The sequence below is a fragment of the Streptomyces shenzhenensis genome (genome assembly GCF_021462265.1).
Taxonomy (GTDB): domain Bacteria; phylum Actinomycetota; class Actinomycetes; order Streptomycetales; family Streptomycetaceae; genus Streptomyces; species Streptomyces shenzhenensis.
In genome coordinates this window covers 45,175-63,701 of the sequence record NZ_JAJONF010000045.1, presented here as the reverse complement: position 1 = coordinate 63,701, position 18,527 = coordinate 45,175, and the positions used below count along the sequence as shown (strand labels likewise).

Below are 18,527 nucleotides of genomic sequence, written 5' to 3'. Positions count from 1 at the left end.
AACGGGTGCGGCCTCTTCGGCACCCGGTCTCGGCCGGGTACCGAAGAGGCCGTCGTGCGGGGCGAGGATCGGCGCTCAGTCGATGTCTGCGGTGGCGAGACGGGCGTAGACGTCCGGTCGGGAGCGGCGCATCCGGGCGGCGAGGACGACGCCGGTGAGGAAGACGGCCGGGGTGAGTGCGGCCAGTGTCCAGTTGACGGCCGGGCCGGCGCCCGTGAACAGGTTGAGGCGGGTGCAGACCAGTGCGGTGGCCGCGGCGAGCAGGACGGCGGCGGCACCCGGGGCGGCGAGGGTGCGCAGCCGTCCCTCGCCGCGCAGCGCGGGGTTGCGGCGGAAGTAGGCGACGACGGAGCAGGCGGCGAGCAGTTGCAGGGCGAGGATGCCGATCACGCCAGGGGTGTTGACCCACAGCATGAACTGGTTGTACGGCTGGGCGCCGATCACGGCGAACACCGTCACGGTCCCGGCGGCCAGGATGCTTTGGGCCATGCCGGCGATCCACGGGGAACCGTGCCGGGAGTGGACGCGGGCCAGGGAGGCGGGCAGGGCGTGTTCCGTGGCGAGGGCGTACCCGTAGCGGGTGATGGCGTTGTGGAAGGCGAGCAGGGAGGCCAGCAGGCTGGTGATGATGAGGATGCGCTGGAGGTCGGTGGCCCAGGCGCCCACGTAGTGCGTCATGGCCGTGAAGAACATCTCGGCGGGGTTCTTGGCTGCGGCGCCGACCGCGCCGTCGTTGCCGAACGCCTGCACGATGACCCAGACGACGAACGTGTAGAAGAGGCCGAGGAAGCCGACGGCGAGATAGGTGGCGCGGGGCACGGTGCGGTCGGGGTCGCGGGCCTCCTCCCGGTAGATGGCGGTGGCCTCGAAGCCGGTGAAGGCGGCGACGGCGAGCCCCAGAGGCGCGCTCATCTGCGAGGTGAACACGTGGGACGGTGCGAAGGACGCCAGGCTCAGGCCGTTCGCTCCACCTTTGATCAGGATCGCACCGGCCAGCAGCGCCAGGATGGCGGTCTCGGCGATCAGCAGCGCGGCCAGGACCTTGGCTCCCAGGGAGATGGAACGGAAGCCGAGGAACCAGACGACGGCCACCCCCGTGAAGGCGTACGCCCACCACGGCAGGTCGATGCCGAGGAGATCGTTGGCCGTGCCGGCGGCGAAGAAGCCCAGGGCCCCGAACACACCGATCTGCAGCGCGTTGTAGGAGAACACCGCGAGCAGTGCCGCGCCGAGCCCGGCCGGGCGCCCCAGCCCCCGCGTGATGTACGCGTAGAAGGCGCCCGCGTTGCGTATGTAAGGCGTCATGGCGGTGAACCCCGCCGCGAACAGGCACAGCACGACGCCGATGGCCAGGTAGGCGACCGGGGCGCCGATGCCGCCGAAGAGGATCGCCAGTGGTGCGACCCCGGCCATCACGGTGAGCGGCGCGGCCGCCGCCACCACGAAGAACACGATGTCGGCGAGGCCGAGAGTGCCGCGCCGCAGGTGACTGCCGGCGCCGGTCCCGGCGGTCTGTAGGGGCTGCTGAGGTGCGGTGGGGACGAGGTGCTCGGTCATGATGTCTCCGCGTGATGCGTGTGTGCGAGGGTGAGCGAGGTTTCCCCGAACCCGCGGCGGCCGGCCTGACGGCGACGTACGCAGTGACCGTACGCCTAGTGTCTTGCGGTGCGCGCGGGAGTCGGGGTGCCGGTGCCGTGCGTCCGGCGGCCGGCGAGCCAGGTGCCCAGGACGGGCAGGTGCGCGAGGTCGGCCGGTGGAGTGGTGACCGGGTCGGCGGCGAGATGCACGAGGTCGGCGCGCATGCCGGGGCGCAGCACGCCCCATTCCTTCTCCTGGAAGGCCTGGTGGGCGCTGCCTGCGGAGTAGGCGGACAGAGCGGTCGCGCTGCTGATCCGCTCGGCCGGGAGCCAGCCGCCTTCGGGGGTGCCCTCGGGCGTCTGGCGGGTGACCGCGGTGGCGATGCCCCGCAGTGGCTCGTGGGCGGTGACCGGCCAGTCGCTGCCGAACGCGACATGGGCACCGGAGGTGAGCAGGGAGGCGGTCTGGTACTGCCGCGCGCCGCGTTCCGGGCCGATCCTCGGCAGGATCAGCTCGGTCATCAGTGCGTCGCACTGCGACCACAGCGGCTGGAGGTTGGCGATCACCCCGAGCGAGCGGAAACGGGGCAGGTCCGCGGCTTCGATCAGCTCGGCGTGGGCGATGACCGGGCGCCGGTCGCGTGGCCCGTTGACACGGTCGGCGGCCTCGACGGCGTCCAGGGCGGCGCGTACGGCGCCGTCGCCGATGGCGTGGATGTGCGGCCTGAAGCCGAGCGCGTCCACGGCGGTGACGGCCTGGGCGAGTTCGGCGGGTGCCCAGGTGGCCATGCCGTGGGAGTGCGGGCAGTCGGTGTAGGGCTCCAGCAGGGAGGCGGTACCGGCCTCGAGCACACCGTCCGCGAAGAACTTCACGCTCCGCGCGGTGACCAGTCCGGGCGCGGCGCTCTCCACCCGTTCGCGGTCGGCCACGAAGCGCGTGATCCGCTCCCGCCAGTCGTCGGGCTCCAGCAGGAAGCACAGGTCCGCGCGGACCGGAAGGCCCGGGCCCGTGGTCGCGGCCGTGATCCACGCGTCCGCGTGCTGGGGCAGGACCAGGGCGTCCTGCACCCAGGTCACGCCGGCGGCGGCGAAGAGGGAGGCCGCCTCGCGCAGGGCGTCCACGTGCTCCTGCGGGGACGGTGTCGGGACCAGGGACAGGACGGGGTTCATGGCGCCGAACTCCCGGAGCGTGCCCAGTGGTTCGCTGCCTCCGTCCCTGCGGACGATCTGGCCGCCCGGCGGATCGGGGGTGGTGGCGGTGTATGCGGCGCGCCGCAGCGCCTCGCCGTTCACCCAGGCGGTGTGATGGTCGGAGGTGCGCAGCAGCACCGGGCGGTCGGGCACTGCGGTGTCCAGCCAGAGCGCGTCGAACCGCCCGTCCGGGGCCAGCCAGGGATCGAAGCCGTCGCCGGTGATCCATTCGGCCTCCGGGTGGTCCTCGGCCCAGCGCCGCACGGCCTCGACGATCTCCTCCACCGAGGAGCAGGCCCTGACCGGCACGCCGCGCAGCCCGAGCCCGCCGAGCACCGGGTGGGCATGGCCGTCGCCGAAGGCGGGCAGCAGTGCCCCGCCCGCCAGGTCGACCACTGTGGTGCGTGGACCGCGAGTGGTGAGTGCCTCGGCGCCCAGGGCACTGATCAGGCCGTCCCTGACGGCGAGGGCCCCATGGCAGCGGGCGTCGGGGTCGCCCGTGCGGACGGTTCCCCCGGTGAAGACGATGTCTGCGTGCATGGCGTGGCAGTGCTCTCCTGTGACCTGGTACGTCGCCCGGATCCATAAACTGAAAGGCGTTCGGTTTCCGGTAATGTAGGCGTCACCCCGGCGGGGTGGAAGGGTTTTACTGAAAGTTATTCGGTAAAGTCTGGGCGCGGCGGTCCGACCGGCTCGCCCCTCGCCACGCGAGACGACAGAGGAGTCGCCGTGCCACGGCCACGCACCCCACTGCTGGACCGGCGTCGCATCGGCGCCGCCGCACTGCGCCTGGCCGACGAGCAGGGCACCCTCACCATCCCCGCCCTGGCCCGTGCCCTCGGAGTGGCCCCCTCGGCGCTCTACCACCACGTCTCGGGTCGAGACGAGATCATCTCCCTCATGCGTGAGGAGCTGGCCCTGACCACCGGCGACGCCGACCAGGACTGGTCCCAGCCCTGGGCCCAGTCCCTGGAGGCCTGGGCCCGCTCCTACCTCGCCGCGTTCGCCGCACACCCCGGCGCGGTGCCGCTCCTCGCCGTCGCCCCGCTCGCCGAGCCCTTCATGCACGCCATGTACGAGAAGGTCGCCGAGTCGCTGCTTGCCGCGGGGTTCGCCGAAGCCCAGGTCATACCGCTGATCAACGCGCTGGAAAGCTTCATCCTGGGTTCCGCGCTCGATCTGGTCTCACCGCCGGTCATGGTCTCCAACGTCACCCGCGAAACAGCCCCGCACCTCAGCGCCGTACTCGATCACACCCCCACCGACCACACGCGCGCGAAGAGCTCCTTCGACATCGGCCTGCGGGCCATGCTCAGCGGGTTCGCCCACCTGCTTCCTCACGACTGACCCGCGTCGGCCCACCCCACGACCCCCCAGCAGCGCCCTGTTCCTCCGCCGCCATCGGGCCCGTGCCGTGCGAGGCCGGCGAGTGCGATCTCGGCATCCCCGGATCGCCAAACCTGTGGGCGGGACAGTCACGCCCAGGAGCGGACGGGCTGGACCCGACGACCCTTCTTCCGCGCATCCGCACCGGCCGACTCGCCTGAACCAGGCCCCTGTTCGAACCTCACCGGCCACCCCGAGCGGATGGAGAACAGTCAGTGAAGCTGTGCATGGACGCGCCCGGGCAGGGCTGGCAGGACCTGACCCGCTGGACCTGCAAAGGCAAAGCCAACCAGCGGTCGTTGACGATGACCGTGACGCGCAGGCCCTCGCGGTTGCCGAGGACGTGGTTGAGGAGGGCGGGTCTTGCCCGCGCCGAGGAATCCGGACAGGACAGTGACTGGCAGCCGGTCGTGAGGCATGAACGGTCAGCTCTCGGGGTGCAGCAGCCCGCGCTCGTACGCCTTCACCAGCCGCTGCGGCACGAGGTGCGGCACGCCGTCGACGGTGATCGGTACGAGTGCGGGCGTGCCCGCCTTCCACTGGGCGCGGCGGTGGCGGGTGTTGCTGCGGGACATCTTCGCGGTCGTCACCGGGGGCGACCCGCAGTGCCCCCGGTCACCGGCCGACCTCTACCCAGCCCAGCCCGCGGTAGAAATCCTCCAGCCGCAGGCCCGGCCTCGCCGTGAATCCCAGCCGTTCCAGCCCCATCCCGTCCCGGGCGACGCCGGGGACACGGCGCATCAACGCGGCACCGATGCCCTGGCGACGGAACCGGGTGTGCGTCTGCACGTGGTTGGCCACGCCGCAGTGCGCGACGAGCGGGTGCGGATCGCGGCGCAGGAGCAGCCGTCCCGCCGGCACGCCCACCACCGTGGCCACCAGCAGCGGCTCCGGTGCGGAGCGAGTGCTCGACGATCGTGTCGAACACCGGCCCCACGTCCTGCGGACTCACCGGCGGCAACGCGACGCCGTGCGGGATGACCGCGCCGCCGGCATTGCTCATCGTCACCTGCAGTCGACCAGCTCCTGCCCCAGGCCGGAAGGTCGCTCGTGGGGCCGGGTGATCTGTGTGAACTCAGCGCGCTGCCGTGTGCGCTCCCATGGCGGTCAGCCTGCCGGACGGCCCCCGTCGGCGGCCCGGTCCGTCGGTGTTCACTGCCGTGCGCAGCGCCCCGTCACCTGCCGGAGTACGGCAGGAGGGCCATTTCGCGGGCGTTCTTGATGGCGGCGGCGAGTTGGCGCTGCTGTTGAGCGGTGACGTGGGTGACGCGCCGGCTGCGGATCTTCCCCCGGTCGGAAATGAACTTCCGCAGCAGATCGGTGTCCTTGTAGTCGATGTAGGTGATACCGGCCGCGACCAGGGGATTGGGGCGGGACTTCGCCGGCTTGCGGGTGTCGTTGATGCGTCGGGTCATGCGGATTCCTCGGATGGGACGGTGACGGGCGACGGGTGGACGGGGCGGCGGCGGTTCACGTGGCGTCGAGCAGACAGTCGAAGGCCGCCGACAGGTGCTGCCACCCCTCGGGTCCGGCCGCGTACTCGGCGTCGGTGAGGAGGCAGGAGTCGAGGAGCCGCGCGATACCGGAGCGGTCGAGTCCGGGTGAGGTGAAGACCAGGTGCTGGCAGCGGTCGCCGTGCTCCGGATGCCAGTCCAGTGCGGCGGCCGCCCGCCGAACCGGGGGGACCAGCTCCCATGCGGCGTCGGGCAGGGAGGCAAGCCACGGGCCTGCGCTTTCGACACACAGGGCCCCGCCGGCCGCGTCCCAGGAGAGCAGGGTGTCAGGGCGGTCGGCGAGCCAGAAGCGGCCCCTGCTGCGTGCGGCGGCGCAGCACAGGTCCTCAAGGGCCTGATAGAGGCGTTCGGGGTGGAAGGGGCGGGCGCGGTGCCAGACCAGCGTGCCGACGTCCGCCTCGTCGGCCTCCTGGGGCAGGAGTGCGCAGGCCGGGTGCTGAGCGGCGGCCGCCGCCTCCACGTCGAATCCGGCGAAGGCCAGTTGCGCGAGTTCTCCTGAGGCCGCGTCGACATGGCGGGCGGTGGGATGCAGCTGGGTCAGCAGGGCGTGGTCGTGTTCGTCCGCGTCCTCGCTGTCCACGAGGGCGAGCACCGGCGCGTACTCCAGCTGGCGGGCCCAGGTGTCGCCGACGGTGCGCTGGTCCGTCGAGGCTGCCGCGAGTCCCGTCTCGGCCAGGTCGTCTCCGTTGGAGAGGTACGGCAGGACCAGCGCCGGGTCCACCGCGGTGATCACGTTGGTGAGAGACAGGCCGTCGCCGCTGTGTGCAGCGACGACCTCCGCCATGGCCCTGGGCTCGACCGAGTCCCACAACTCCACGATCGCGAGCCGGGCCAGGCCGTGGCCGGCCAGCCGCTCCAGTTCCGGGACGAGATCGTCACGCAGCGCACAGCAGGCGCAGTCGTTGACCAGCGGCGCTTCGCCCGATGCGAGGACGCCGGACGCGTCGCGGACGAGCCGTCGTACGGTTCCCTCGCCCGCGGTGGCGAGGTCGTGGTGGAGGACGACGCTGCCCGGCACCGCTCGCAGGAGGCGGTCGACCACGTGGCGGCGGGCGTCCGCGTGCAGACCGGCGACGATGACGACCGGGAGTCGGCCTTCCTCGCGCATCACCGGGCCCCGAAGCGGCCGTAGCGGCGTTCGAAGCGCTCGACGCGGCCCGCGGTGTCGAGGACCCGGGCGGTACCGGTGTAGAAGGGGTGGCTCGCCGAGGAGATCTCGACGTCCACGACGGGGTAGGTGTTGCCGTCCTCCCACTCGACGCGTTTGTCACTGGAGAGAGTCGAGCGGGTCAGGAAGGCGAAATCGGCGGCCTTGTCCCGGAAGACGACGGGACCGTAAGCGGGGTGGATGCCGGGCTTCATGGCGGGCTCCCTTGAGGGGTGGGCGGTCGGATCAGCGTTCTTCGCGGAAGTCCACGTGCCGGCCGGCGACCGGGTCGTACTTGCGCAGGGTCATACGGTCCGGGTCGTTCCGGCGGTTCTTCCGGGTCACGTAGGTGTAGCCGGTCCCCGCGGTGGAGCGGAGCTTGATGACCGGGCGGAGTTCGTTGCGAGCCATGCGGCTACTATATGGGAACGATTTCCATTCTCAATAGTCAGTCGATCAAGGAGAGGCAGGTCATCCCTTGTCCGCTCACTGCCAACTGACCGGCGCCCGGCCGGTCTTCGGCAACCGCATTTCCCACTCCCACCGGCGCACCTCCCGCCGTTTCAACCCGAACGTCCAGCGCAAGCGGTACTGGCTGCCCGGTGAGTCCCGGCATGTGCGGCTGACCCTGAGCGCCCGGGGGATCAAGATCGTCGACACGATCGGCGTGGAGGCGGCGGTCGCGCGCATCCGTGCCCGGGGAGGGAAGGTCTGATGGCCAGGCGAAGCAAGATCGCGAAGAACGAGAAGCGCAAGGCCCTCGTCGAGCGGTACGCCGCCCGGCGCGCCGAACTCAAGGACGTCATCCGGCGTCCGTCCTCGACGGCGGCCGAGCGAGGTGCCGCGATCGCCGAACTGCGTCGGCAGCCCCGCGACGCCAGCGCCACCCGGGTCCGCAACCGTGACAGCGTCGACGGCCGCCCCCGGGGGCATCTGCGCAAGTTCGGGCTCTCCCGTGTCCGCGTGAGGGAGCAGGCGCACGCGGGTTACCTGCCCGGTGTCACCAAGTCGTCCTGGTGACATGACGGTTGCTCCGGAACACCAGGGGCGCGTCCCACGTCCGAGCCGTGCCTTCCAGGTGTCTGCGCGATCATGGTCTGTGCGTGACCGATCGACTGACGCGAATCCGATGTGAACAACAGGGTGTCTGGCGAGTAGTCAAGCTGCCGGGTCCTTGGCAGCGCAGTCCGCAGTCCGTTCTCTCAGACGGGTGACGTGCGGGCGACTTACGTCGTCGACGGGGTGATGGCTTTCACGGGTGCCTTCTTCCCCTCGGTGCCGGGAGGGCACTGGTAGGGGAGTGCCGGGCTGCTGGACGCGACGGGCCGGGTGCCGATGTCGGTCGGCGGCCTGCTCGTCGAGCGGGCCGGCCGGGCGTTGCTGATGGACACGGGACCCGGTGCGCTCACGTTCGCGAACGAGATGGGCGCGGCGGACAGCGGTGCGCTGCTGGAGACGCTCGCCCTGCTGGGCAGGTCGCCCGAGGACATCGACACGGTGGCGTTCACCCACCTGCACACGGACCACACCGGCTGGGTGTTCTCCGCCGACGACGAGGGCACCCGGCGTCGTACCTTCCCCGGGCGCGCTAAGGTGTTGCGGGCCGCGCCGAACAGGAGGCCGTCGAGCCGGTCGGCCCTCACGATCGCGGGCAGCCGGTCGATGGCGCGCGGGGTTTCGGTCAGCGCGTAGATGACGGCGGCCTGCCCGCCGGTGTCCAGGGCACCGGCGACCACTTCGATGTCGCGGGCGGACTCCACCTTCGCGACCAGGACGATGCCAGGCCGGTGGGTGTAGCCGGAGACGGCCGCGAGGTCGTGTACACCGTCGACGGTGATGGGCGCGTTCACGCGCCGGCCCAGCACCAGGCCGTCGCCCGCCGCCGAGTGCAGAAGGCGGGCGGCGGTCGCCTTGTCGGCGGGGGCGACGGAGCCCTCCAGGTCCGCCAGGGCGACGTCGGCCCGGACGACTTGGCTTTCTCGAACCGGCCGGCGTTCACCGCGGGGGTGATCAGCCAGGCCCTCAGTGACCTCCGTGCGGGCCGGTTCACCGCTGCTCCTGCGCGCCGAGCTGCTGCTCGACCAGCGTGCTCAGGGCTCCGATGCCGGCGTCCTTGTCCAGGACGTCGTCGCCGAGACGTACGCCGAGCCGCTCGGGCGGCAGCCACATCCCGTCGACGGCGTGCCGGAACAGGGTCCGGGCCCTGCATCTGCATGTGGCCGCTGTGCGGGACGACCAGGAGGTCGCGGTGGGCGCCGTCGCTGCCGAGCACCATCGGTCCGAGCGGCCAGGGCGTACACGAAGCCGGTGCACACGGCGGCGACGTCGAACGCTGCCAGTCCGCTGACCAAGCTCACCGAGTCGCTGATCGGAGGGGCGGGCATCAGCTGCTCGTGGGCGACGTCCGCCGCGTGCAGCAGGGCTTCGAGGTCGATACCGGTGGCGTAGCCGAGCCGTTCCAGGAGCGGCACGACCACTTCCAGCTGGGTGTTGCCGGCACCGGCGCCGAAGCCGCGCGCAGCCGTCGATGACGGTGGCACCCGCGCAGACCGCGGCGATCGAGTCGGCGACGGCCGTGCTGAGGTTGTTGTGGCCGTGGAAGATGACGGGCACGTCGACCGCCGCGGCGAACAAGCTGCGCTGGCTTCTGCACGAGAACGACCCGGAACTCCCCGTCCCCTCGCGCCCTCGCGGGGCTGACGAAGGCTGTGCGTCCTCGATGCGCTGGCTGCCGCGCTCGCCGACCATGAGGGCCGCTGGGGTGAGTGACCAGTGCTGCGTGGGCTGACAGTAGGGCCTGGCGGAGGTCTGCGCGGGCATGTCGCAGTCCTACGGATTTGGCTCGCGTCGCGTCGTGTCCGCGTCGTGAGGACCGGGTGCGCCGCGGCTGGTCGGCTTCGTGAGGACCCGGCGCGCCGCGGCTCAGGTGCGGCGCGCCTCGTGCTCCGTCTTCGCCCGGACCGTGTCGATGACCGCCTGGACGGCCGTCACGAAGTTCTGGGGGTCGTCCAGACCCACGAACCGTGGGGCGACCCGTGCGATGTTGGGATATCTGTCGGGTGGCAGCGTGAGGTAGTCGGTCTTCCATGCGTGCAGGTCGGCGTCCCGGAGTTCCGGGGACAGCGCGGCCAGGCTCGCGTCCATGGCGCTGTAGGCCAGCACCAGGTCGGCGAAGACCCGGTAGTAGCGGGCTGCTTCGGCGTCGTCGAGGCCGGCCCTGCGCATGCAGTCCAGTTTGCGTTCCACGGACCGGAACTCGTTCTCCCGCCGGGCGGTGCGCGCGGCCGCCAGGGCCCCCACCCGGGGATGGCGGAGAAACGCCTCATGGGTGTGGATCGCGATCTCCATGAGGTCGTGCGCCCAGTCGTCCGTGGGCGGCGGGGTGCTGGCCAGTGCCTCCTCGTGCAGGGCGTCGATGAGTGCCAGCAGTAGTTCGTCCTTGTTGCGGAAGTGCCGGTAGATCGCCGTCGGATGGGCGGAGAGCTCACGGCCGAGGGCCTGGAACGTCAGCTTCTCCATACCGGAGGAGTCCGCGACCCTGAATGCCGCCTGGATGATCAGTTCCTGGCTCAGGGTGCCTCGCGGCAGCCGGCTCCGGCCCGCCCTCTTGGTCGTCCTGGTACTGCTGTTGGTCATGCTTCCTTCCCCACGTCGATCGATCTCATGATCGCGTACCCGGCCACGGCGTCAGCCGGCGACCGCCGAACCGTCCGCGCGCGGATCGCTGGCCGCCGCCAGGTGCGGCCCGCCGTCCCCGGGGACCCGCCGGACCAACTGCCCGTGGCCCACCTCGTCGTCGTTCGCGCCGAGCGAGCGGACGGTGAAGCCCGCCCCCTCGATGGCGTGGACGCCGGCGGGCGGGACGTCCTGCTCGGTGCTGACGACACCCGCGCCGGTCGTCCCCCCTGCCTCCATGGCTCCGAGTATCCAGCGTGGCACCGACACGGCGTGTTCGGGGGCGGAACCTGCGGCGAGATGCAGGGCCATGTGGGTGTGCACCTGGGGTTGCGCGCGTCCGCCCATCGCGCCGTGCGCGCCGACGAGTTCGCCCCCTTCGCGGACCAGAACCGGCATGAGCGTGTGCAGCGGCCGCTTCCCTCCGGCCAGCACGTTGGGCGAGGCGGGGTCGAGGGAGAACGAGGCCCCCCGGTTGTGCAGGACGATCCCGGTGCCGGGGTCGAGCACGGCGGCGCCGAAGCTGTGGAAGACGCTCTGGATCAGGGAGACCCAGGTGCCGTCCGCGTCGGCCACCACCACCGCGACGGTGTCACCGGACGCCTTGCGCTGTGCGAGGAGGCCGACCGCCGCGCCCGACATGGCGTGCTCGGCGACGCGCCGGGCGTACGCGTCGGACAGCAGGTGGTCGACCGGGGCACTGCTCCAGTCCGGGTCGGCGCAGTAGCGGTCGCGGTCACCGGCGGCCCACGCGAGTACGGAGGCGACCACGCCGGCGTCGCGGCCCAGCGGGTCGAGCGGCCCGCGGACCGTGCGGACCACGTCGAGTGCCTTGAGGCCCTGGAGGAAGTAGAGGCCCTGCGAGTTCGCACCGGCCGACAGGTACTCGACACCGTCGTACTCCACGGCGAGCGCCTGTGAGAGGTCCACGGTGTGTGCGGCGAAGTCCTCCTCCGTCATCGCGGAGCCGCCCGCCGCGAGCAGCTTCACCAGGCTCGCGCCCACCTCTCCGCCGTACATCGCGGCGGGGCCTTCGGAGCCGATCAGGGCCAGGGAGCGGGCGAGGTGGGGCTGGCGCAGCGTCTGTCCGGCCGCGAGGACCTCGCCGTCGGTGAAGAACACCCCTCGCATGCCGGGATCCCGGGCCAGGTGGCCGCTCTCCCGTGCGAGGTCGTGGGCCAGTCCGGAGGCCACGGGCACCCCCTCACGGGCGGCGGCCTCGGCGGGCGCGAGCGCCGAGGCGAGCGGGCGGGTGCCCCAGTTCTCGGCGAGGGCGCCCCATCCGGCGACCACGCCGGGGACCGTCACCGGCAGGGCTCCGCGGACCGGCATCATGGCGTACGCCGCCGTCAGCGCGGGTACGTCGACCGCGCGGGGGGACCGGCCGCTGGCGTTGACGACGCGGATGTCACCGTCCCGGGTGCCCACCAGCGCCAGCAGGTCGCCGCCGACCGAGCACTGGTTGGGGTAGACCACCGTCAGCATGGCGGCGGCGGCAAGCGCCGCGTCGACCGCGTTGCCTCCCCCGCGCAGCACCTCGGCCGCCACGTCGCCGGCTGTGGCGTGGGGCGTGGCGACGGCCCATTCCCCGCCCCTCGCGGCGAGCGGGCGTTCGGTGAGTGCGGACATCATTTCCCTTCCCGAGTACGTCGGCGGCCGCCTGCGGTGCGGCCTCTTTAACCGCCGCGTTACAAGGGACTTCTTGACAGTCCGAGAGCGGCGGGCCTAGCTTCCCTCCATAGTCAACGATATCGACTATGACACTGACTTACATCGTCGCGCAACAGCGTGAAATCGCAAAGGGGTTCGGAAATGGCCAGGTCGCTGTCCCTCTCCCGTCGATCGGTGTCCGTACTGACCGCCGCCACCGCCGCGGCCGCCATGGCCCTCACCGGATGCGCCGGCAACTCCGGTGGAGCCGACGCCGCCACCACGACGGCGGCGTCGGTCAAGCTGCCCGCGGGCGCGCTCGTCAAGGGCGGTCAGATCACCTACTGCTCGGACATCAGCGCGCCGCCACTGACGTACTACGACGCCGCGCAGAAGCCGGTCGGAGCCGAGGTCGAACTCGGGGACGCGCTGGCCGCCGCGCTCGGGGTCCGGGCGAACTGGGCCAACACCAGCTTCAACGGGATCATCCCCGCGCTGCAGGCCAAGCAGTGCGACGCGATCATCAGCCAGCTCTACATCAAGCCGGAGCGGGAGAAGGTCGTCGACTTCGTCCCGTACATGTACGCCTCCAACACCCTGGTCGTGGCCGAGAAGAATGCCAAGGCCATCAAGGGCGCGGAGGATCTGTGCGGCAGGAAGGCGGCCGGGCAGACGGGCACAACCGTCGTCCAGTACCTCACCGGTCAGTCCGAGAAGTGCGCGGCGGCCGGCAAGCCGAAGATCGACATCCGGCAGTTCACCAAGGACAGCGACGCCCTCCAGCAACTGCGCATCGGCCTGGTGGACGCCTACGGCACGACGCTGGAGACCGCCGCGTATGTGCTGAAGCAGCAGCCGGGCGCCTTCAGCCTCGTCGGCGAACCGTTCAACCGCATCAAGGTGGGAGCCGCGACCCGCAAGGACGACACCTCCCTGCACGACGCGCTCACCCAGGCCCTGGCAGCGGTACGCAAGAGCGGCGCGTACGACACCATCCTCAAGAAGTGGAACCTGGCCGGCGACGACATCGCCAACTGATCAAGGGAAAGGCTCGCAGAGAGAAGACGACGTGACTCACGCAACCGTCCTCGCCGACGCAGTGCAGCCGGCCGGCTTCGACTGGCCGTTCTTCTGGCACTACCTGTTCTCGCCCTCCGGAGTGTTCCTCGACGGGCTCTGGCGCACCGTCTACATCTCGGTGGTCGCCCAACTGCTCGGTGTGCTCCTCGGGTTCGCCGTCGCCCTGGCCCAGCGCAGCCGCTTTTCCCCGCTGCGCTGGGGCGGCCGGACCTATGTCTGGCTGATCCGCGGTACGCCCCTGCTCGTCCAACTCGTCCTCGTCTACAACGGCCTCGCCGCGGCGGGCGTCTACCGCTTCGAGGACGTCCAGGTCGGCGGGCTCGTGCTCCTCGGCGTCGTGCAGGCGGCCATTCTGACGCTCGCCGTGAACGAGGCCGCGTACATGGCCGAGATCTTCCGCGCGGCCCTCGACGCCATCGATCCCGGGCAGGCGGAGGCCGCGCAGGCCCTGGGCATGACCCCGGCGATGACCATGCGGGTCGTGCTGCTGCCGCAGGCGATCCGGATCATCATTCCGCCGCTGGGCAACGAGTTCAACCTGATGATGAAGTCGACCTCCCTCCTGTCGGTCATCGGCCTGCAGGAGATGTTCCTGACCGCGCAGTCGATCAACTCGGCGACCTTCAAGACCTTCGAGATCTTCCTCGTCGCCGCCTGCTACTACCTCGCGCTGACCACGGTGTGGTCCTTCGTCCAGCGCTTCATCGAGCGCAGACTCGCCGATCCCGGACAGCTGATCGCCGCACCCTCGCTGCGGGAGCGGCTCACCGGTGGCGGCCTGGGCCGCACCACCGGCCGCGAGGACGCCACGCTCGTAGGCAAGGAGGCCCACTGACATGGAACCGATCACGAGGCAGGCCGGCGAACAAGAGGGCCACGGGACAGTGTCACCCGCCGGGCCGGCCGACGCGTCGGCGGTGATGTCGGCACGCGGGGTGGTCAAGCGCTTCGGCGATGTCCGGGTGCTCAGCGGCATCTCCATGGACGTCAGGGCCCGCGAGGTCGTGGTCATGGTGGGGCCGTCCGGGTCCGGCAAGACCACGTTCCTGCGATGTCTCAACCACCTGGAGCGCATCGACGAGGGCGAGATCCTCATCCACGGCCGCCCGGTCGGTTACCGGCCGCGGCCGTCGGGCTCCGATCGGCCGGTGGAGGAGCGGCCGAAGGTGGTGGCCGAACGCCGCCGCAACATCGGTTTCGTCTTCCAGCGCTTCAACCTCTTTCCCCATCTGACCGCGCTCGACAACGTGGCCGTCGCGCCGACGAAGGTCCTGGGCATGCCGAAAGCCGAGGCGCGGGAGCAGGCCCAGGCGCTCCTGGCGAGGGTCGGCCTCGAACACAAGGCATCGTCGCGGCCGTCGGCCCTGTCCGGCGGCCAGCAGCAGCGCGTCGCCATCGCCCGCGCCCTCGCCATGAAGCCGGAGCTGATGCTCTTCGACGAACCGACGAGCGCCCTCGACCCCGAGATGGTCGGCGAGGTCATCGCCGTGATGAAGGAACTCGTCGACGACGGCATGACGATGATCGTCGTCACCCACGAGATGGGGTTCGCCCGCTCGGCCGCCGACCGGCTGGTCATGTTCGACCAAGGGGTCGTCCTGGAGGAAGGCCCTCCCGAGAAACTCATGACCGACCCCGCCCACGAACGCACACGCGCCTTCCTGCGCCGAATCAACGAGCACGGCTGAGCAACGCTGAGCACGCGCGGCGCCGACACGGATCCCGGCGCGCATCCTGCCGCCGAGCGGGGTGGCCGGTCAAGCCTGCGGAGCGCCCGGGTCGCGGCCCAGATGCCCTTGCCGGTGGCCGTGGTGACGCTCACCGGGCCCGGACGGCGACAACTTCTGGGCCGCCCATGGCGGGACACATCGCCGGGTCCGGCTCAACACCGGGGACAGAGATCAAGATCAGTGTTCCGTGACCCCACTTGCCGCCTCCTGCCGGCCTCAGCCATCACCACCGGGGCCGCGTCGGCGGATGGTGACGGCTCCACCCGCCGACCTGCGTCTTGCGTACCCCGGTGGGGTCAATGCCCATTGACGATCACGGCGTTCGAGAGCGACAAGAGAAGGCGGAACTCGATGCCGGCTGGGGCCACTTCCCCTGCCGGCAGCCACAGAGGCAGTACGCCTCTGACCGTGAGGGGTGGTTCTCAGCCTGCGCGGGTGGCTGTGGTGGATCATTCTCTACGGCGTCTTCGTCGCCCTGAACACCTGGGGCGCGGCGGTGTCGTTCAAGTTCGCCCTCACCATCGCGATCCTCTCCTGCGCGATCCTCGCGTTCTTCTTCGTCTCCGCCCTCGCGCACGGCGCCGTCCACTTCGGCTCGCTCGACGACATCGCCCCGGGCGCCGGCCACAGCTCGGTGCTCCCCCACGGGCTCAAGGGGCTCCTGTACGCGCTGCAGTTCGCGATGTGGTTCTACCTCGGCATCGAGGAACTCCCGCTGGCCTCCGAGGAGGCGCACAACCCGCAGCGCGACGTGCCCCGGGCGGGCATCGCCGGCATGGTGACCCTGATGGTCTTCGCGGTCCTGGTCTACGTCTTCAACACCGCGGTGCTCGGCGCCAGGACGACCGGCGCCTCGGGACAGCCCCTCCTCGACGGCTTCGCGTCGTTCCTGCCCGGCGGCTGGGCACGCGTGCTCGCCGGGTTCGCGCTGATCGGGCTCCTGGCGAGTCTGCAGGGAATCATGTTCGCCTACGGCCGCAACCTCTACTCGCTGTCGCGCTCGGGCTACTACCCGCGGTTCCTGTCTCTCACCGGCAAGCGCCAGACGCGCTATGCCGCCCTGCTGGCCGGCGCGGCCATCGGCTTCGTCGCGCTGCTCGTCGCGAGCCACGCCGGCGCCACCGCGTCGAGCATCGTGCTGAACATCTCGGTCTGGGGTGCAGTGCTGGCCTACATGCTGCAGATGGTCTCGTTCGTGGTGCTGCGCCGCAAGTACCCCCGCGCCGTGCGGCCCTACGTCAGTCCCACCGGCAACTGGGGCGCGGTACTGGCGTTCGTGATCGCGGCGGTCACCTTCGTGGGCATCCTGATCAACAGCGACCACCGCAGTGCAGTGATCGCGATCGCCGTGCTCTATGTGATCGGGCTCGCCCTCTACTACCTCGTCGCCCGTCACCGCCTGGTGCTCGCGCCGGAAGAGGAGTAAGCGATGAGCGGTGGGCTGCACCGCGATCCGGCGGTCGAGCACTACGGCGGCGAACTGGAGGCAGAGCTCCCGGTGGAGGATTTCCGGTGAACGCGGGGAGCCTCACAAGAGGCTCGCTGAACCGGTCGCGACTCCGGCCGGCTGGTGGGCGAGCGCCGGCCCTGGCGGTCGCCCACCGGTCTTTCAAACGATCAGCGGGGTCAACCGCTCGGCGTACTCACTCAGGATCCGCGCCTCGCGGTCGCCGGGCGGTGGCGACGGCCGGCCGACGAGCAGCAGGCAGGCCGCCATCTGCCCGCTGTGGTCGAGGATGGGGGCGACGAGGCTGGGCAGATCGGTGGCCTCGTGGACGAGGGCCGTGAGATCCCCGGTGCGCAGGATCCGGACCGCGTCGAGGGCGGGCGGCGGGAAGACGTCGTCGGTGTCGACGAAGGTGAGCCGGCCCCCGTCGATCCGGATGAGATGGATTCCGGCGTGGATCTGTCCGCGCAGTTCTTCCAACAGTGCGCGTACGGCGGTCGGCACCCGTGCCGCCTCGACGTATCCGGCGAGCGCGGTGACCTTCCGGCCCAGCGCGAATCCCCGCAGGTCCGGCATCCGCACCAGGTATCCGTCCTGGACCAGCAGGTTGAGCAGCCGGTAGGTCGTCGCGGTCGGGTACTCCAGTGCTTGGGAGACCTCTTTCGCGGTTGCTCCGGGACCGATCTCGGCGACGGCTTCCAGGACACGCAGCGCTCGGTGGATGGCCTTCGGTTCACGGGCGCGCAGATCCGCCGTCCGCGGCGGGGATGTCCAGCATGCCAACGGCCGCGACCTGGGGCGAGGCGGCCAGGAAGTAGAGGGCACCGCCCGCCACCACGGTCCACACCAGGGCACGCGGGATGTCGCGGAACGGCTGGTGGCCTCGGCGCCGATCGCGGTCGAGCTCTCGAAACCGACGAACGCCGTCATGACGACGGCGGCCCCGGCGCCGACGTTCTTCGGAGTCGCCTGGTGGAGCGCCAGCAAAGACCAGTCCATCTGCCCGCGCAGGTACAGGTTGACGAGCAGTACGAGAGTGAGCACGAGGACGACGCCAGCCGTGGCCGCCTCGATGATGAGCAGGATCCGCAGCGTCAGGCTGATCTCCCGGACGATGAGCGTGCCCACCGCGCCCGCCAGGGCCAGCACGAGCACGGCCGAGGCCCACGGGGGCGGGGCCCAACCGGTGCTCCGGTGCACGGCGAGGCCGACATGGTCGACACTGCTCGCCAGCGCGAATACGGAGATGAATCCGTAGGCCAGCTGCGGACTGGTGCTGGTGAACATGCCAGTACTTGGCCCGAAAGCCTTGGAAACGTAGGTGTAGAGTCATCCGGTCGCGGCCATCCGGCGTGCGAACTCGTTCCCCATCGGCCGGGCGACCGGGACGGCCTACGAGGCGATCCTGGATCTCGCCGCCGAGACGACCACCGGCTGGAAGGAACTGCCCAAGGGCACCCAGCCGCCGGTCATGCTCGACGAGTTCGCCGAGGCCGAGGAGAACTGCAAGAAGGACCCGCGCGTGATCGAGGTGCTGGCGGCCCGCGGCATGACCGATCTCGACCTCGTCTGTATCGAGCCGTGGTCGACGGGCCACTACGGCGACGACGTGGATGGTCGGCGCCTGCTGCGCTGCCTCGTCCACACCCGCATGGAGAAGGACGACGACCCCTACGCGCACCCGGCCGAGAACCTGGTCGTCGTCTACGACCAGAACTCCGGCGAGGTCGTCGAGGTCGAGGACAACGGGTTCGTGCCCGTGCCCAAGGAGAAGGGCAACTATTTCCCCCGGTACGTCGGCGAACCCCGTACGGACCTCAAGGAGATCCGGATCACCCGGCCCGACGGCCCGTCCTTCACCGTCGAGGGGTAGCTCGGGACCGCGCCGGCGGCGCTGGGAATACAAGCGACGGCCCGGCGCAAGTCCGGCCGTCGCCGAGAATTGCGCGCGTTATGCGCGCAAAGGCTCTCGCCATGTTCTGTGCCTCGTGGGGTGAGGAGCCTAACGGCTGTCAGTTCGGCCTTGACGATGCCGTTCAGGGCTTCGGCCATCACGTTGTCGCAGCTGTCCGTGACGGAGCCGGCCGGCGCGGAGGCGCTGGTCTCGGTGGGCCTGGCTGGTGTACCCGC

22 protein-coding genes and 2 pseudogenes are annotated in these 18,527 nt (G+C 70.7%); 9 read left to right on the top strand and 15 right to left on the bottom strand.

All coding sequences use genetic code 11. The features are described from left to right. Nucleotides 1-75: 75 nt before the first annotated feature. Together LQ326_RS37840 and LQ326_RS37835 are read right to left on the bottom strand one after the other, a co-directional pair. A complete protein-coding gene (locus tag LQ326_RS37840; protein ID WP_234543599.1) occupies nt 76-1,557 on the bottom strand; it encodes an APC family permease in 1,482 nt (493 codons plus the stop codon). A 95-nt stretch (nt 1,558-1,652) separates the two neighbouring features. Further along, nucleotides 1,653-3,308, bottom strand: a complete 1,656-nt coding sequence (locus LQ326_RS37835; protein WP_234543598.1) for an amidohydrolase — start codon at nt 3,306-3,308, stop codon at nt 1,653-1,655. A gap of 189 nt (nt 3,309-3,497) precedes the next feature. Here LQ326_RS37835 and LQ326_RS37830 point away from each other — a divergent pair, with 189 nt between their 5' ends. Further along, nucleotides 3,498-4,115 carry a TetR/AcrR family transcriptional regulator gene (locus tag LQ326_RS37830; protein WP_234543597.1) on the top strand — a complete coding sequence of 206 codons (618 nt, stop codon included), beginning with the start codon at nt 3,498-3,500 and terminating at the stop codon, nt 4,113-4,115. A 334-nt stretch (nt 4,116-4,449) separates the two neighbouring features. Here the strand turns inward: LQ326_RS37830 and LQ326_RS37825 are convergent. From LQ326_RS37825 to rpmG, 7 genes and pseudogenes are all read right to left on the bottom strand, one after another. Further along, a pseudogene (locus tag LQ326_RS37825) lies at nt 4,450-4,573 on the bottom strand (GTP-binding protein); the annotation flags it as partial. Between the two features lie 6 nt (nt 4,574-4,579). Continuing rightward, a complete protein-coding gene (rpmF, locus tag LQ326_RS37820; RefSeq protein WP_234543596.1) occupies nt 4,580-4,729 on the bottom strand; it encodes a 50S ribosomal protein L32 in 150 nt (49 codons plus the stop codon). Between the two features lie 40 nt (nt 4,730-4,769). After that, nucleotides 4,770-5,033: a GNAT family N-acetyltransferase gene (locus tag LQ326_RS48485; protein ID WP_308402104.1), complete on the bottom strand. Its 264-nt coding sequence runs from the start codon at nt 5,031-5,033 to the stop codon at nt 4,770-4,772. A gap of 296 nt (nt 5,034-5,329) precedes the next feature. After that, nucleotides 5,330-5,569 (bottom strand): 30S ribosomal protein S18, encoded by a 240-nt coding sequence (gene rpsR / locus LQ326_RS37810; RefSeq protein WP_234543595.1) that lies wholly within the window; start codon nt 5,567-5,569, stop codon nt 5,330-5,332. A gap of 55 nt (nt 5,570-5,624) precedes the next feature. Further along, nucleotides 5,625-6,776, bottom strand: coding sequence for a CobW family GTP-binding protein (locus LQ326_RS37805; protein WP_234543594.1), 1,152 nt, complete (start codon nt 6,774-6,776; stop codon nt 5,625-5,627). Beyond that, nucleotides 6,776-7,030: a type B 50S ribosomal protein L31 gene (locus LQ326_RS37800; RefSeq protein ID WP_234543593.1), complete on the bottom strand. Its 255-nt coding sequence runs from the start codon at nt 7,028-7,030 to the stop codon at nt 6,776-6,778. The genes LQ326_RS37805 and LQ326_RS37800 overlap by 1 nt, the downstream gene beginning before the upstream one ends. A gap of 31 nt (nt 7,031-7,061) precedes the next feature. Continuing rightward, on the bottom strand, nt 7,062-7,226 hold the full coding sequence (gene rpmG / locus LQ326_RS37795) for a 50S ribosomal protein L33 (protein WP_030573688.1): 165 nt from the start codon (nt 7,224-7,226) through the stop codon (nt 7,062-7,064). Between the two features lie 67 nt (nt 7,227-7,293). Between rpmG and rpmB the strand changes: the two genes are divergently transcribed. Together rpmB and rpsN are read left to right on the top strand one after the other, a co-directional pair. Next, nucleotides 7,294-7,530 carry a 50S ribosomal protein L28 gene (gene rpmB / locus LQ326_RS37790; protein ID WP_234543592.1) on the top strand — a complete coding sequence of 79 codons (237 nt, stop codon included), beginning with the start codon at nt 7,294-7,296 and terminating at the stop codon, nt 7,528-7,530. Further along, nucleotides 7,530-7,835, top strand: a complete 306-nt coding sequence (rpsN, locus tag LQ326_RS37785; protein WP_234543591.1) for a 30S ribosomal protein S14 — start codon at nt 7,530-7,532, stop codon at nt 7,833-7,835. Before rpmB ends, rpsN begins: the two co-directional genes overlap by 1 nt. 206 nt (nt 7,836-8,041) lie before the next feature. Here the strand turns inward: rpsN and LQ326_RS49160 are convergent, their stop codons facing one another. From LQ326_RS49160 to LQ326_RS37775, 3 genes and pseudogenes are all read right to left on the bottom strand, one after another. Continuing rightward, on the bottom strand, nt 8,042-8,755 hold the full coding sequence (locus LQ326_RS49160) for a hypothetical protein (protein WP_234543619.1): 714 nt from the start codon (nt 8,753-8,755) through the stop codon (nt 8,042-8,044). A gap of 106 nt (nt 8,756-8,861) precedes the next feature. Next, nucleotides 8,862-8,984 carry a hypothetical protein gene (locus LQ326_RS48085; protein ID WP_268208089.1) on the bottom strand — a complete coding sequence of 41 codons (123 nt, stop codon included), beginning with the start codon at nt 8,982-8,984 and terminating at the stop codon, nt 8,862-8,864. A 164-nt stretch (nt 8,985-9,148) separates the two neighbouring features. Continuing rightward, nucleotides 9,149-9,434, bottom strand: a pseudogene (locus tag LQ326_RS37775) (hydroxymethylglutaryl-CoA lyase-like TIM-barrel protein); the annotation flags it as partial. Here LQ326_RS37775 and LQ326_RS37770 point away from each other — a divergent pair. Next, entirely contained in the window at nt 9,343-9,603 is a 261-nt protein-coding gene (locus LQ326_RS37770) for a hypothetical protein (protein WP_234543620.1), read from the top strand. The pseudogene LQ326_RS37775 and the gene LQ326_RS37770 sit on opposite strands and share 92 nt — an antisense overlap. A 134-nt stretch (nt 9,604-9,737) precedes the next feature. Here LQ326_RS37770 and LQ326_RS37765 read toward each other — a convergent pair whose 3' ends face one another. Next, nucleotides 9,738-10,451: a TetR/AcrR family transcriptional regulator gene (locus LQ326_RS37765; RefSeq protein WP_234543590.1), complete on the bottom strand. Its 714-nt coding sequence runs from the start codon at nt 10,449-10,451 to the stop codon at nt 9,738-9,740. A gap of 51 nt (nt 10,452-10,502) precedes the next feature. Then, nucleotides 10,503-12,122: a gamma-glutamyltransferase family protein gene (locus LQ326_RS37760; RefSeq protein WP_234543589.1), complete on the bottom strand. Its 1,620-nt coding sequence runs from the start codon at nt 12,120-12,122 to the stop codon at nt 10,503-10,505. Nucleotides 12,123-12,335: 213 nt separating this feature from the next. Between LQ326_RS37760 and LQ326_RS37755 the strand changes: the two genes are divergently transcribed. The 4 genes from LQ326_RS37755 to LQ326_RS37740 all read left to right on the top strand — a co-directional run bounded on the left by LQ326_RS37755 (nt 12,336) and on the right by LQ326_RS37740 (nt 16,376). Beyond that, complete coding sequence (locus LQ326_RS37755) at nt 12,336-13,178, top strand: ABC transporter substrate-binding protein (RefSeq protein ID WP_234543588.1); 843 nt, start codon at nt 12,336-12,338, stop codon at nt 13,176-13,178. Nucleotides 13,179-13,209: 31 nt separating this feature from the next. Then, nucleotides 13,210-14,055 carry an amino acid ABC transporter permease gene (locus tag LQ326_RS37750; RefSeq protein WP_234543587.1) on the top strand — a complete coding sequence of 282 codons (846 nt, stop codon included), beginning with the start codon at nt 13,210-13,212 and terminating at the stop codon, nt 14,053-14,055. Between the two features lie 85 nt (nt 14,056-14,140). Next, on the top strand, nt 14,141-14,908 hold the full coding sequence (locus tag LQ326_RS37745) for an amino acid ABC transporter ATP-binding protein (RefSeq protein ID WP_268208081.1): 768 nt from the start codon (nt 14,141-14,143) through the stop codon (nt 14,906-14,908). A gap of 457 nt (nt 14,909-15,365) precedes the next feature. After that, the gene (locus tag LQ326_RS37740; RefSeq protein WP_234543586.1) at nt 15,366-16,376 is read left to right on the top strand and encodes an amino acid permease; all 1,011 of its coding nucleotides are present in this window, start codon (nt 15,366-15,368) and stop codon (nt 16,374-16,376) included. Between the two features lie 183 nt (nt 16,377-16,559). Here LQ326_RS37740 and LQ326_RS37735 read toward each other — a convergent pair whose 3' ends face one another. Next, nucleotides 16,560-17,684, bottom strand: a complete 1,125-nt coding sequence (locus LQ326_RS37735) for a helix-turn-helix domain-containing protein (RefSeq protein ID WP_234543585.1) — start codon at nt 17,682-17,684, stop codon at nt 16,560-16,562. Between the two features lie 184 nt (nt 17,685-17,868). Here LQ326_RS37735 and LQ326_RS37730 point away from each other — a divergent pair, with 184 nt between their 5' ends. Further along, entirely contained in the window at nt 17,869-18,270 is a 402-nt protein-coding gene (locus LQ326_RS37730; protein ID WP_234543584.1) for a hypothetical protein, read from the top strand. The last annotated feature ends 257 nt before the right edge of the window (nt 18,271-18,527 follow it).

Coding starts and splice junctions, on each gene's coding strand:
- LQ326_RS37840 (WP_234543599.1), bottom strand. CDS start 1,557: ATGACCGAGCACCTCGTCCCCACCGCACCTCAGCAGCCCCTACAGACC.
- LQ326_RS37835 (WP_234543598.1), bottom strand. CDS start 3,308: ATGCACGCAGACATCGTCTTCACCGGGGGAACCGTCCGCACGGGCGAC.
- rpmF (WP_234543596.1), bottom strand. CDS start 4,729: ATGTCCCGCAGCAACACCCGCCACCGCCGCGCCCAGTGGAAGGCGGGC.
- rpsR (WP_234543595.1), bottom strand. CDS start 5,569: ATGACCCGACGCATCAACGACACCCGCAAGCCGGCGAAGTCCCGCCCC.
- LQ326_RS37805 (WP_234543594.1), bottom strand. CDS start 6,776: ATGCGCGAGGAAGGCCGACTCCCGGTCGTCATCGTCGCCGGTCTGCAC.
- LQ326_RS37800 (WP_234543593.1), bottom strand. CDS start 7,030: ATGAAGCCCGGCATCCACCCCGCTTACGGTCCCGTCGTCTTCCGGGAC.
- rpmG (WP_030573688.1), bottom strand. CDS start 7,226: ATGGCTCGCAACGAACTCCGCCCGGTCATCAAGCTCCGCTCCACCGCG.
- rpsN (WP_234543591.1), top strand. CDS start 7,530: ATGGCCAGGCGAAGCAAGATCGCGAAGAACGAGAAGCGCAAGGCCCTC.
- LQ326_RS48085 (WP_268208089.1), bottom strand. CDS start 8,984: ATGTGGCTGCCGCCCGAGCGGCTCGGCGTACGTCTCGGCGACGACGTC.
- LQ326_RS37770 (WP_234543620.1), top strand. CDS start 9,343: ATGACGGTGGCACCCGCGCAGACCGCGGCGATCGAGTCGGCGACGGCC.
- LQ326_RS37765 (WP_234543590.1), bottom strand. CDS start 10,451: ATGACCAACAGCAGTACCAGGACGACCAAGAGGGCGGGCCGGAGCCGG.
- LQ326_RS37760 (WP_234543589.1), bottom strand. CDS start 12,122: ATGATGTCCGCACTCACCGAACGCCCGCTCGCCGCGAGGGGCGGGGAA.
- LQ326_RS37745 (WP_268208081.1), top strand. CDS start 14,141: ATGTCGGCACGCGGGGTGGTCAAGCGCTTCGGCGATGTCCGGGTGCTC.
- LQ326_RS37735 (WP_234543585.1), bottom strand. CDS start 17,684: ATGTTCACCAGCACCAGTCCGCAGCTGGCCTACGGATTCATCTCCGTA.
- LQ326_RS37730 (WP_234543584.1), top strand. CDS start 17,869: ATGCTCGACGAGTTCGCCGAGGCCGAGGAGAACTGCAAGAAGGACCCG.